Below are 12647 nucleotides of genomic sequence, written 5' to 3'. Positions count from 1 at the left end.
CAAGCATTGACCATGTCATAGTCTGGGGTGTGGTTGAGAATTAGCGACCATGCTCTAAATGGACAGACTTCTATCACATGACGTTGATTAAAATCTTCACCCATGAATTTCAATCCGTTAAATTCATCTTCTTTGTGAAAATGATAATGGGGTAATCCAAATCGTGCTTGCTCCCACTTTTCGATATTAGGCGCTTTATCACACAGTTCGCCAATGACGGCATGGCGATAACCATAACCGTTTGATTGAAAATTAGTTTTAACGGTTGAGTTAGCCTCCCCTCGAAGCGTTCTTAGAGGGCTGTTTACGTAACATCGAGACGATTTCAATGCCAGTGAGTCGTGTCTGTGCCTGACGAAAAGATTTAAAGCCGAGCATCGGGCGTATCCGTCGTTTAATATTACGATGATCTTGTTGGTTCTGTCGCTTCGCTCCGTTTTGATTAGTACCACATTGGGGTTTTAGGGGTTTTATTGTCGAATAAACAGCGTCATTAATGCTATACTTCTCCCCATAACCTAAATTAAAGGAAGAACCATATGGCGTATAAATACGACCCTATATCAAAAACGCTCATTGATGCGGACGCAAAATTTAGTTTCGAAGAAGCACCTAATTATGATGAACTTTACTATAAAACTAGCTTACTAAAAATTAAATCCATTCTTAATGATGAAAAAGATGATGATAATGTCGCAGCAGTTATCACCATTGAAGAAGCTGATTATCTTTTAAAGAATCTATCGACTCCAACCCCTTTCAAAGATCCGAAAGAAACACTATTTGGCATTGGAGATATAATATCTTCATTTTCAGGAAATATTTATGAAGCCTACAGAATAGACAGAATTGTTAACGAGTTTGGGAATCTCAATATCAGAGCAACTCAATATACAGGACCAAACGGTAATGTTTATATTCGCCTATCAGGCCATGCTGGAATAAGAGCATACTTAAATGGAACTCGTTATTTAGTCAACAACCCTCGTATTTTATACATGGGAGTAGGCACTCAAGGCATGAATAATATTTCTGTAGGCGCAGCTCGCTTTGCGATAGTTTTCTCAGCGGCTTATAGAACTGTTGAATTAATATTCAAGAATGAATATACCTTGGTTGATTTTTTTGTGAATATAACCATGGACATGGCAAAGCTAGCTATCAGCACTCAAATAACGACAGCCATAACTGGAGGTTTAACTACTGCTGCTTTAACGACTGGAACAAGTGTCATACTTGTAGCTTTAGGGGTGTTTGCTGTAGGTGTATCCGTAGGGGTACTATTGTACTGGTTAGATGATGAATTCCAAATTAGTGCAACTATCATTAAAGGCTTAAAAACTCACAGAGCAAGAAAACCAGAAACACCTTACCATCCAGACCAATTTTTTACTCTGTGGGGGAGATTTAGTCGTGGTTAAATTAGAGCCCACAAAGTTAATCTTATCATCTATAGCGCTTTTACTTTTAGCAATCTTCGGGATCTATCTATCAACAACATATTATATTGATTACTTTCAAATGAAGCCTAAAATTCTATTCTCATTTCAAACAGGGTTCCTGTGTTTTTCAGCTCCTTTGATACTATATTTTTCATATTATAGTTTTATATTGGGATATAAAAAAGAACTACAAAAAATGAATAATAGGATAGCTGGATTTTTCGCTGTTATCTTTATAATAGGCATGGTGTTTAGCTTTTTCTTTTCGACCTATGTCAGTATTGATTTAACCTCAAAAGGCTACTACACATGCTACAAATCATCTATTTTCTCACCAAATGAATACGTTATATCAAAAGATATGTGTAAGTAGTACATATCTTTTGATGCTAAAAACTACTTAACCATCTCACTATTAATACTGTAGCTTGATGTATTTGCCATTAAATGACTTCTAGATATAGATTCATATTTCATCTGAATCCGCTGAAAAGGCATTGATTCATTATCTTTTATTGAATCAGGAAATATGTCAGAGATTTCAATCAATGAAACCCCTGTTAGCTTGACTTCATAATATTTTTCAAGTTGTCCGCTTTGACTCGTTCGATAAAAAATAAAACTAGCCTCTAGAACTTCATTATTATCAAGCGCAACAGACAGCAAGGGAGAAGATTTATCAATAGGTTTAGTGAACACAATGGGTTTATATGAGGCATTCTGTTCACGAAAAGAACCATAGTGAACCCCAATAACTTGAATTTCATCTTCATGACCAATTTGGTAACGATTACCAATTGAATCCTGAGATGAACATCCCGCCGAAATCAAACCTTGATTTTTACCTTTCAACATTAAATATATCGGATATGCCATAACACTCCCTTTTAATGATAATTGAGATGCATAACAACCACATCAATTTAAGTTAAGAGTATTATCTTATCCCAGTTTTTGGTGTAGCACCAATTTAGTAATGTCACTTTTTAGCAATTTAGAAATGTCACTTTTTGCGGCATAAAGGATAAAACCTTTTGCCACGATAAGTACATTCAAAATGTTGGTAACTATGTCGGATAAAGAATTAAGTCGGATCAATGTTATTCAGGCTATTAGTGAAAAACGATTACGGCAGCGTGACGCTGTATCTCAACTCAATTTGACCGAGCGGCAGGTATGTAAGTACACCCGTTTCAGTTCCACACACTTTTTGAGATTTCGTTATTTTCAGCTAATAACCAGTATTCTTCCGGTGTCAGATCATTCAGGGATTCATGTGGTCGCTCTCGGTTATATTCCCTCAGCCAGCGTTCCGTGATTTCCCGTACTTCATTCAGTGTCCGAAACAGATAAAATCCAGTATTTCAGTCCGGTATGTCCGGTTAAAACGCTCGATAAAGGCATTCTGAGTCGGTTTACCCGGTTTAATAAATTTCAGTATCACACCATGCTCTTCCGCCCAGTGCGCCAGTGTCAATGATATAAGCTCCGGACCATTATCCATCCGCATTTTTACCGGATATCCGCGTGTTGCAACTATTCTGTCCAATACCCGGACAACGCGTTGTGCCGGGATATCCAGAGCAATTTCTATCACCAGGGCTTCACGATTAAAATCATCCACGGTATTGAACGTCCGGAAACGCCTGCCGCAGATCAGCGCATCATGCATAAAATCAACCGACCAGCTCTGATTCAGTGCCTCCGGCGTTGCCAGTGGTGCTGGATTACGCACAGGCAGATGTTGTTTGCCTTTACGGCGAAAGCTCAGCTTCAACGGACAATAGATCCGGTGAACCCGCATATGATCCCACTCATTGCCCTGCCTGCGCAAAACCTGAAATAGCTTTTTAAACCCGAATAAGTCTTCTTGTTCCTTATCCTTAAGAGAAAGTGGCTATACAATCATTTTTCTTTCTATAAAAAACATTTTTGCCATCAATGCCTCATTATTGGATGTTTAACATTTCTTTTGCCAGCGCATTCCAAGCTTTTGCCCTGCGGCTTTGATGACTATTTTTCAATGTTGCTAAAGCGACTTCATAAGAGAGTACAGGCTCTATTACAGGAATAATTGACAAACCATCTGCACGTGTTTTATTCCACATACTATCTGGTAATAATGTTACACCAACCCCTGCCCTTACCATCGCTGTTACAAGATCTAAATGGCTACTGCGCCCAGCAATAACCGGTTTTTTTCCATAGATCCCACAAGCGCTCATGACTAACTCATTTATGCGAAAGTCCTCAGAGAAGAAAATAAACGGCTCATCAATAAGCTCTGCAAACTTCACCGAGTTACGCATAGCTAGCGGATGCTGTTCACTCACTAACAGCATCAATCGATCTGACGAAAAAACGTGTAAGTCAAACAATTCATTGTCGAAAGGCAGCATCACTGCCGCGGTCTCCACCTCGCCGTTTAACATCGCCTCCATCATCTTATGCGTGCCTAGCTCCAAAATTTTTAATTCCACCTGTGGGTAACGTCGACTAAATGCCATGATGATATCCGCAAAATAAGTTGACGCGATGACAGGTGGTAATCCTACATTCAAAATACCAGACAGAGGCCCTTCCTTCTCTTTTAACGCCTTATTCATGCTATTAAATTGTTTGAGTATTTGTTTTGCATGACTCAATAAAATTTCGCCTTCATCCGTCAGTCTCACTCCATCGTTTTCTCTCACTAATAATGTATAACCAAGCTCTTGCTCTAACTTTTGAATGCTACGGCTAATCGCAGGTTGGGTCACAAATAAACGTTCTGCTGCTCGGCTAAACCCATTTAGCTGTACCACTTCAACAAAATAACGCAATGAACGTATATCCATGTCTGCTCCTATGAGTTTTTGTTATAGATGGAATAATTATAAATAATTTCCACTAAAGAAAGATCTACGTTAGAACTAATAAAAAGCAGAATTATCGGCTAACGTGATCATTAGGAGATAATATAATGAATAAAACCGTCATCGAACATGTTTTAGCACGCTTAAATGAGATCGGCATCAATGATATTTTTGGCGTCGCAGGTGATTACGCATTCCCCATAGAAGATGCGGTCTGTGAAAGTAACAATATGCGTTGGATTGGTAATTGTAATGAACTCAATGCCTCATATGCAGCTGATGGATATGCTCGTATTAAAGGTGCCGCTGCACTTTCAACCACATTTGGTGTAGGGGAACTAAGTGCACTCAACGGCATTGCAGGCTCCTATGCAGAACATCTTCCTATCTTTCATTTAGTTGGTATGCCTGCCAGTGGTGTACAAAAAAACCATAAACTCGTTCACCATACGCTCGGCAATGGTGATTTCGATGTTTTTTATCAAATGAGTCAACACCTAAGCTGCGCTCACGCAATTTTAACCCCTGAAAACTGTATTGCCGAAACCGAACGCTTAATTACAACGGCCCTACGTGAACGCCGTCCTGTTTATATTGGTTTACCCGCAGATTATGCGGTCATGCCAGTCGTTACAGATAAAAATACTGATACCCCTGTTATTCATAAAAGTAATAATGAGTCATTATCAGCCGCCGTTACGGCTATTTTAGAAAAGCTAAATTCAAGCCAAAAAGCCTGCATAATTCCTGGTATTTTAAGTGCGCGATTAGGCTATGCTAATGAAGTGCAAGCAATTATTGATAAGACTGGGTTACCTTACGCCACCATGTTTATGGATAAAAGCATTGTCAGTGAATCCAATCCAACTTATATGGGGATCTATAACGGCAAATTAATGAATACACAAGTAGGTGAATTTGTCGAAAGTTGTGATTGCGTGCTGGGAATTGGAGCTGTCCTTACCGATTTTAACTCTGGTAGCTTTACCGCTACTATTCTCCCTGAGCATCGAATTAATATCCTTGCCGACCATGTGAAAGTGGGCTCTGCTATCTATCCTCAAGTCTATATGCAAGATGTACTGGTTAAGCTCAAAGAGCTTGCTCCTTCATTGCATCACCAAGGGATAAAAGCTCAAGGTCTCGGTACGCCAGTTCAGGGGGAAAATGGGCAAATTACTGCAAACTATCTTTATCCGCGACTTGAGCAGATGTTCAAAAAAGACGATATTATTATCGCGGAAACAGGTACAGCATCGATGGGATTAGGTTTTGCTCTGCTTCCACAAAATGCACAATTCCATAACCAAACACTCTGGGGCTCTATTGGTTGGGCAACACCTGCGGCTTTTGGTGCTGCAATAGCTGAACCTAATCGCCGTATTATCTTAATTACTGGTGAAGGTTCTCATCAGTTAACCGCCCAAGAGATTAGCCAATTCGCTCGCTTTGGCTTAAAACCCATTATTTTTGTCCTTAATAATGATGGTTATCTTATTGAACGCTTACTCTGTAAAGATCCTGAAGCCTACTATAATGACTTACCGCAATGGCACTATGCCCAATTACCTGCTGCACTTGGTTGCCAAGATTGGTATTGCCAAAAGGTCACCCGTTGCGATGAGTTAGATGCCGCAATTAATATGGCTGAATCGCAAAATCGTGCGGCATATATTGAGGTTGTGATGGATAGATATGCATCTTCTGAGCTGGCAGAAAAACTCGGTCAATCCATTGAATCTCTGTATTCATTTTAAGTAATGATTACCTACCATTAGCCATGTCATACAAACCACACGGCTAATGGTTGCCTATATTGCTAGTTTTATTTTAACAATCTTACTTTAACGGATTTACCTTTAATTTTTCCTTGCTGCAATTGTTTCCAAGCATGGCGTGCAGCAGACTGTTTGATTGCGACATATGCATGCATGGGATGAATAGTAATTTTACCAATATCATCCCCTGCCAAGCCAATATCTCCTGTTAACGCCCCAAGAATATCGCCAGGTCGCATCTTCGCTTTTTTACCACCATCAATACACAGTGTTACCATTGAAGCATCAAGTGGTGTGATAGTTAAGCCGGTTGGTACTGACTTCCAGTTAAGCTTTATATTTAACATTTCTTCTAACACATTAGCGCGTTGAGCTTCTTCAGGAGCACAAAGGCTAATCGCTAACCCACTTTCACCTGCACGCGCTGTACGACCAATGCGATGAACATGCACCTCTGGATCCCATGACAATTCATAGTTAATTACCATGTCCAATGATTTGATATCCAACCCACGAGCCGCCACATCGGTTGCAACTAATACACGACTACTGCCATTAGCAAAACGAACAAGCGTTTGATCTCGCTCACGTTGTTCCATATCACCATGCAATACTAAAACACTTTGATGGCACTCATTTAGTGCATCATACACCGCTTGGCAATCTTTTTTTGTGTTACAAAATACCACACAAGATGCGGGTTGCTGTTGGCTTAACAGTTTTTGTAATAAATCTATTTTTTCATGACGAGCGACTTCATAAAACCGTTGTTCAATAGCAGGTAATTCATCAACTGAATTGATTTCAATCGTTATTGCATTACGTTGGATACGCTGGCTCATTGCTGTAATTGTTTCTGGCCACGTAGCTGAAAATAATAGTGTTTGACGGCTAATGGGCGCATAGCTGATCACTTCATCAATATCATCAGCAAATCCCATATCCAGCATGCGATCTGCTTCATCTAATACCAATGTTTGTAATGTATCCAGTTTTACGGTTTCTTTGTTCAAGTGGTCAAGAAGTCGCCCCGGCGTGGCAACAATGATATGAGCCGCGTGGATTAAGGAATCTCGTTGCACACTAAATGGCACACCACCACAAAGTGTTAAGATCTTAATATTTGCCATATAACGTGCTAAGCGGCGCAGTTCGCTCGCGACTTGATCTGCTAATTCTCGAGTCGGGCACAATACCAGTGATTGTGTACTGAACTGTTTCGCATCGATGTGTTGTAACAGACCCAGTCCAAAAGCAGCGGTTTTACCACTTCCCGTTTTTGCCTGAGCACGGACGTCTTTGCCTGCAAGGATCGCTGGTAACGCAGCCTCCTGAATTGGCGTCATTGTTACGTAACCTAGCTCAGTAAGGTTAGCAAGTTGTTCTTCAGGTAGCGTGTTAAGTTCAGCAAATGAGGTCACAATGAAAATTCCGAATAAAATGTAAAAAAGCTAATGGCTGGTCATGATACTATCCCTTCTCTGACGTGTCGTGAGGAATTTACATCAATCACTGCCAGCCAAGTTCGCAACATGGACATAATCTATCCATCAAGAAGAAGGTCGCACTGGTTTCATTCGTAGTTCTATTTTGCGACTAAGCGCCTATCTTAAGTTTTACGGAGAGTAAGCCGAATCGTCGACTATCATTTTTATGTTTGCTGTTAAATGATACGCCATGATTTTAGTCATTGTTAACACTGAAATGACCTAGTATAAATTTCAGGAAATATTCATTGAAGCATATTATGAATAATATTGTGGCTATCTACCTTTATCGCTATAAATCGAAGTAGTCATTTCGATATTAAAATAATGGTGCTTTATGTTTGAGATTATTAATGGTACATGGCGATATTTTTATATCATACAATTGATTTGATTTGTTCTCTTTGACGTAATCAAAAAGCACCTATTGGTAAGCAAGCTTTCAATTGAAAAACCCACAATAATGACTAAGCATGATAAATACAGCAATTCCCCTAAGGTTTGAGGCTCCCCAAATACTCAATACGGTATCTGAATCTTGTTCAGGAGAAACAAGTCTCTCATTTGCTAGCATTAATAGTGATAAAAATTATTACCCTCTATTTATAAAATAATGATAAAACACACCTTCCCATTAATCTTCAATTAAAAGAAGGATCACCAAAATTAATACCAAATAATTATAATTTTTTAAAAAAACTATATAGTGACGTTAGCAAAGTCATTCGCCATGGTTTTGACACCATCTGCCATCATTCCCATATTTAAAAGCATAATATCTCGAAATCGCACGCTACCTCGCTCTATAAACATCAAGCTAAGAAACGATACAGCCATATTTTATCAGATAAAACAACAAGTAGAACACTCAACTAAATTAGTTATTTTTCAAAAAATTACAAGACTATCCGCAAATATCGCTGACAGTGAAAATAAATCCTTCAAGTAAAAATACTTAGCTATAAGTATTTTGATCTAAATACTCAAAAAAAACAATAATTTGAATATTTATCTCAATTAGAAACAATATAACAACACAAAAATCCGTTATCGATCACATTATCAATACAATATATCAAATAGTATTATTGCCATTAGATAGTGTGTGGTTTTATAGCATAAACCACTAATCTATTTAATAGCACCACAACATCACTTTATTTAAAACTAAGGGTATTAAAATGACTACAACATTCTCCGAAATAAACGATATTGCAATTGGAGCAGTAAAGACAAACAATAGTAATGTGAGTTCTTGGCAGGTTTCAAAAAAGAAAGGAATGATGAGAGGTATTTCTGCGACTGTCTCAGGCCAAGGCGCTGTTGTTCGATTACAAGGTGACATGGATTTTAGTATTATTAGCCTTGAATCGTCGGCTAAGTATCAACAGCTGCTTAATGAATATAAATTTGGCGCAGGTCTTACTGCTTTCTTTGCGTGGGTTTCAGCTAACTTTAGTGTCGAAACTCATAGACAAGAAATACACGCAACCTTAGATGAGCTATCAACTACTCAACAAATTAACGGAAAGGTTCATATTGATATGAATGTAACTGGCATATATCCTAATGTGGAAGTTACTGCAATGGCCTATGTTAATATTCTTAAGGTAACCAATAGTGAAGGAAATGAATTTAGCCTTGCTAGCGCAGCAACCCCTAATATTGACACAGGTGCAGCTGATCATGATGGTAATTCACTGCCAACATCAGATAATAATTCGGTAATTTATTTATAGTAATAAAAATCAATTTTACTTATTTGATTTAATCGTAAATATGATTTTATCTATAATTTAATTTATCTCATTTTCTCTTTGTATTACTCAATGAGCAGTATTCTTCTGCTCATTGAGTCTTATGACTTAATTTTAATAATTTGCGCCAACACTTTTTTAATATAATTAAAATCATTACATAAATATAAATCCTATTACTTAGGACTGATAGATTAATTAAAAATGTTCGTATCATTTTTATTTAAACATTAGAATTGGAGAATTTATCCATGATTAAAATCTCTCGAGGCATCAGAAACAATAACCCCGGTAACATTGAATACAATGAAGCCAATCATTGGAAGGGGCAACTACCACACGATAAATCTATTGAAAAACGATTTTGTCGATTTGAATCTTCAGAATATGGTATCAGAGCACTATTCGCGTTACTGCGTACCTATCAACGTAGATACTCATTGCAAACCGTATCTCAATTAATTAGTCGATGGGCACCTAGCAATGAAAATCAAACAAGCGATTATATTAATGATATTGCTAAAGCGCTAAATGTATCCCCCAATACATTTATTAATCTTGAAAACAAATCAATTTTAATAAAACTCGCTAAATCGATTATTAAGCATGAAAATGGAACACAACCTTATGATAATGAAACATTTGAAAGAGCGTGGAACTTGCTATGATGGTATCGGCACTATTGGTTAACTTATCAATAAGCTGACGAAATAAGACTATATGGCATATTTAAAGCCACTTTCTCATCAGTATGTTTTATGAAAATTTCACCATTCTGTATAATTTAGGAGGCCATAGATAAAAACAATACATATATTGACTGAGCAAACTGTATGTGAGAGTTATTTTCCCTCATAATGCAGTTTAATACTTTTATTTATCTTTGATAAATATTAACTACTCTCTTCCTAAAAAGAGGGGATGGTAATAGAGAAAAAACAATAGCCAACATTTTAGTATCTACTAGTGATAATTTATGTTTTTAGTTGGGCTATTTTCAATATTTTTCATTAGCTTTTGATAAACACATAATAAAAAATATACGCATCTAGATAACCGAATTAGTTTAATAAAATAACAACAGAGAGTTCATTCTTTATAGGTTATACATCATTTAAATATGGTTGTTAATTTTTACATGAGGATACTTCTATGAGAACAACATTTATTGCTATATCAATGCTTTTCCTTTCAATGTCAGCATTAGCTGATAATAACGTACTTCGCCATGGTTATATCGATAATCCACCAAGCCGCGCTTTTCTTTGTTCATCCATGGGTGGCAATTTAAATAAAATGTGTGGTGCCGTTCAATATGAGCCTCAATCGGTTGAAGGCCCTAAAGGTTTCCCAGAAAGGGGGCCAAAGGATGGTCAAATCGCGAGTGGAGGTAACGCCAATTTTTCTCAGTTAAATGAACAGTCGAACAGTCGTTGGCATAAAGTGAATGTATCTAGTGGTAAAAATGTATTTTCTTGGACATTAACTGCATCACACAGAACGACATCATGGCAATTTTTTATCACTAAACAAAATTGGGATCCAAATAAACCATTAACACGTAATGATTTTGATTTAAAACCGTTTTGTGAACAACAAGATAGAGGAAATGTACCCAAAAATAACGTAAGAATAGAGTGTAATATTCCAAAACGTACAGGATACCAAATTATTCTTGGTGTCTGGACGATTGCGGATACAGCCAACGCTTTTTATCAAGTAATCGATGCTAATATGAAATAGTTTGGCTAAAAATAGCTTACCCTAATTGATGAAATAACCTATTAATAAAAAATAAGTACTTTTTATATTTTAACCTATCATACATTTAATAGTTAATGACTTAGTTCATTGAATATTAAGTGTATTTTTTTGCCTTGTGATTTAGCCAGTAATTTAACCCTCTTGCATCTTCCTTAATAAAGTTTGAGCAAGCCAAATTACCCGTATCTATTTGATTGGCATTATTTTCCTATGGTTTAACGATTTTTGATATTCAATGCTAAATTTAAAATCAATTATTACCCATAAAATGACCAAATATTACAATGAAATCATTATAATTTCCCTCAAGCTAACTTGCTAAACTCAACAACAATAATCAAATGATATCTATGAGGCATACAGATGGAGCTACAATCAATTATTCTGTTTAGTGCGACGGTGATCCCTCTTATTTGTACACCGGGTCCTGATATTCTTTTTATCTCTTCGCAAGGGCTATCGGGAGGCGTATCTGCTGTATGGAAAGCTAATATTGGCATTATCTCGGGCTATATTATGCATGCTATCCTAGCCGCTTTAGGTCTCGCTGCGATAGTGGCTGCGTCACCACGCTTATTTAATACTATTAAATGGGTCGGTGTCGCTTATGTCGCATATTTAGCCATAAAAATGATCTTATCTGCCATGAAACCAAGCCAGATAACGCTAAAATCAGCGTCATCTAAAGGTGTCATTCTGAAAGGTTTTCTAACTAGCTTTCTTAACCCCAAAGGACTCTTAGTCTACTTTGCCATTTTACCTAATTTTATTCACTCTTCGGACAGTGTTGCTATTCAGTCTATTATTTTATCAACGTCCTTTATTGCCTCATGTATCGTGATTTATGGCATGATTGGTATGGTATTTGCCACCGTACATAAAAAAGGAAATTACAGCGATAAGCGTCGCCGTCTAACGGAAGGCGTTGCTGGAGGCATGTTGTCACTCGCGGCGATTGGCTTAGCCAATAGCTAACAGGCTGTAATATCAACCCAAATTAATTTGCTACCTGCCACACGAGGCGTAATATGCCCTTCCCCAATGTCAGGTAGCCACCAGCCCCCTTGATTAACGGCCATAATTTTACAATTCGCCCCAGAGACATCCCATTCCCCAGCTAAGACATACACTATCCCTGCCTGCCCTATTGGCAAACGTTGTTCTTGTGCAATCACATGGCTTTTAACTCGCCAACGCTCAGGGTTAACCGATACGTTAAGTAAACGGACTGGGGAGCCTCTTAATTCAAGTTCAATCAATTGTTCCCCCTCAGAATGAAAAGCGTCACCAATTTTTGCCATAGAATGCTTAGTCTTTTGTTGATCTCGAATAGACAGTTGACCATTATCCAAAGAAATACAAAATTGTTCACTTTCAGCGTGCTGTTTTAAAACACTCGATTGATTGATTTGTGTAATGCTTACTCGAAGCGAAAAGTCAGATGCGACAGGCCAACAAAAAACTTCAGCGCTGTTCCCACACTTATCTTGCCATTCTTCAATGGGTAACTCTGCCGCATCAAAACATTTAATTTTCATACATTCCCCCGAGCAATCAATTATCC

Annotated in this window: 11 protein-coding genes and 3 pseudogenes; 7 read left to right on the top strand and 7 right to left on the bottom strand. The window is 37.7% G+C overall.

Translation table 11 applies throughout. The annotated features are described in order from the left end of the window. Both PSE69_RS08415 and PSE69_RS08410 read right to left on the bottom strand, forming a co-directional pair. Positions 1-329: pseudogene (locus tag PSE69_RS08415) on the bottom strand (lipase family protein); the annotation flags it as partial. Then, positions 271-417: pseudogene (locus PSE69_RS08410) on the bottom strand (DDE-type integrase/transposase/recombinase); the annotation flags it as partial. The pseudogenes PSE69_RS08415 and PSE69_RS08410, both read right to left, overlap by 59 nt. Before the next feature lie 122 nt (positions 418-539). On the opposite strand from PSE69_RS08410, the gene PSE69_RS08405 reads away from it, so the two are divergent. Together PSE69_RS08405 and PSE69_RS08400 are read left to right on the top strand one after the other, a co-directional pair. Further along, a complete protein-coding gene (locus tag PSE69_RS08405; RefSeq protein ID WP_014658263.1) occupies positions 540-1421 on the top strand; it encodes a hypothetical protein in 882 nt (293 codons plus the stop codon). Between the two features lie 100 nt (positions 1422-1521). Further along, entirely contained in the window at positions 1522-1815 is a 294-nt protein-coding gene (locus PSE69_RS08400; RefSeq protein ID WP_154610253.1) for a DUF1240 domain-containing protein, read from the top strand. 23 nt (positions 1816-1838) lie between these two features. Here the strand turns inward: PSE69_RS08400 and PSE69_RS08395 are convergent, their stop codons facing one another. The 3 genes and pseudogenes from PSE69_RS08395 to PSE69_RS08385 form a co-directional block, all read right to left on the bottom strand. Beyond that, the gene (locus tag PSE69_RS08395; RefSeq protein WP_014658261.1) at positions 1839-2318 is read right to left on the bottom strand and encodes an Hcp family type VI secretion system effector; all 480 of its coding nucleotides are present in this window, start codon (positions 2316-2318) and stop codon (positions 1839-1841) included. A gap of 317 nt (positions 2319-2635) precedes the next feature. After that, positions 2636-3303, bottom strand: a pseudogene (locus PSE69_RS08390) (IS3 family transposase); the annotation flags it as partial. A gap of 88 nt (positions 3304-3391) precedes the next feature. Next, positions 3392-4279, bottom strand: coding sequence for a LysR family transcriptional regulator (locus PSE69_RS08385; protein WP_004919341.1), 888 nt, complete (start codon positions 4277-4279; stop codon positions 3392-3394). 125 nt (positions 4280-4404) lie between these two features. On the opposite strand from PSE69_RS08385, the gene PSE69_RS08380 reads away from it, so the two are divergent. Beyond that, positions 4405-6054, top strand: a complete 1650-nt coding sequence (locus tag PSE69_RS08380; protein ID WP_121875083.1) for an alpha-keto acid decarboxylase family protein — start codon at positions 4405-4407, stop codon at positions 6052-6054. Between the two features lie 68 nt (positions 6055-6122). Here PSE69_RS08380 and dbpA read toward each other — a convergent pair whose 3' ends face one another. Then, positions 6123-7496: an ATP-dependent RNA helicase DbpA gene (dbpA, locus tag PSE69_RS08375; protein ID WP_121875082.1), complete on the bottom strand. Its 1374-nt coding sequence runs from the start codon at positions 7494-7496 to the stop codon at positions 6123-6125. 1247 nt (positions 7497-8743) lie between these two features. Between dbpA and PSE69_RS08370 the strand changes: the two genes are divergently transcribed. The 4 genes from PSE69_RS08370 to PSE69_RS08355 all read left to right on the top strand — a co-directional run bounded on the left by PSE69_RS08370 (position 8744) and on the right by PSE69_RS08355 (position 12058). Continuing rightward, positions 8744-9301: a hypothetical protein gene (locus PSE69_RS08370; RefSeq protein WP_004919334.1), complete on the top strand. Its 558-nt coding sequence runs from the start codon at positions 8744-8746 to the stop codon at positions 9299-9301. A gap of 269 nt (positions 9302-9570) precedes the next feature. Further along, a complete protein-coding gene (locus tag PSE69_RS08365) occupies positions 9571-9987 on the top strand; it encodes a structural protein (RefSeq protein WP_004919332.1) in 417 nt (138 codons plus the stop codon). 511 nt (positions 9988-10498) lie between these two features. Next, positions 10499-11062: a lytic polysaccharide monooxygenase gene (locus tag PSE69_RS08360; protein WP_050979655.1), complete on the top strand. Its 564-nt coding sequence runs from the start codon at positions 10499-10501 to the stop codon at positions 11060-11062. 384 nt (positions 11063-11446) lie between these two features. Further along, positions 11447-12058 (top strand): LysE family translocator, encoded by a 612-nt coding sequence (locus PSE69_RS08355; protein ID WP_004919327.1) that lies wholly within the window; start codon positions 11447-11449, stop codon positions 12056-12058. Here the strand turns inward: PSE69_RS08355 and PSE69_RS08350 are convergent. Further along, the gene (locus PSE69_RS08350; RefSeq protein WP_004919326.1) at positions 12055-12621 is read right to left on the bottom strand and encodes a HutD/Ves family protein; all 567 of its coding nucleotides are present in this window, start codon (positions 12619-12621) and stop codon (positions 12055-12057) included. The two genes, PSE69_RS08355 and PSE69_RS08350, sit on opposite strands and share 4 nt — an antisense overlap. Between the last annotated feature and the right edge of the window lie 26 nt (positions 12622-12647).

Source organism: Providencia sp. PROV122 (assembly GCF_028482365.1).
Lineage (GTDB): Bacteria > Pseudomonadota > Gammaproteobacteria > Enterobacterales > Enterobacteriaceae > Providencia > Providencia stuartii.
Note: the sequence above shows the minus strand (reverse complement) of the source record. Positions and strands in the feature narration are given on the sequence as shown.

Excerpts from the sequence above, each read along its gene's own strand:
- PSE69_RS08405 (WP_014658263.1), top strand. The coding sequence starts at position 540 with ATGGCGTATAAATACGACCCTATATCAAAAACGCTCATTGATGCGGAC.
- PSE69_RS08400 (WP_154610253.1), top strand. The coding sequence starts at position 1,522 with ATGAAGCCTAAAATTCTATTCTCATTTCAAACAGGGTTCCTGTGTTTT.
- PSE69_RS08395 (WP_014658261.1), bottom strand. The coding sequence starts at position 2,318 with ATGGCATATCCGATATATTTAATGTTGAAAGGTAAAAATCAAGGTTTG.
- PSE69_RS08385 (WP_004919341.1), bottom strand. The coding sequence starts at position 4,279 with ATGGATATACGTTCATTGCGTTATTTTGTTGAAGTGGTACAGCTAAAT.
- PSE69_RS08380 (WP_121875083.1), top strand. The coding sequence starts at position 4,405 with ATGAATAAAACCGTCATCGAACATGTTTTAGCACGCTTAAATGAGATC.
- PSE69_RS08370 (WP_004919334.1), top strand. The coding sequence starts at position 8,744 with ATGACTACAACATTCTCCGAAATAAACGATATTGCAATTGGAGCAGTA.
- PSE69_RS08365 (WP_004919332.1), top strand. The coding sequence starts at position 9,571 with ATGATTAAAATCTCTCGAGGCATCAGAAACAATAACCCCGGTAACATT.
- PSE69_RS08360 (WP_050979655.1), top strand. The coding sequence starts at position 10,499 with ATGCTTTTCCTTTCAATGTCAGCATTAGCTGATAATAACGTACTTCGC.
- PSE69_RS08355 (WP_004919327.1), top strand. The coding sequence starts at position 11,447 with ATGGAGCTACAATCAATTATTCTGTTTAGTGCGACGGTGATCCCTCTT.
- PSE69_RS08350 (WP_004919326.1), bottom strand. The coding sequence starts at position 12,621 with ATGAAAATTAAATGTTTTGATGCGGCAGAGTTACCCATTGAAGAATGG.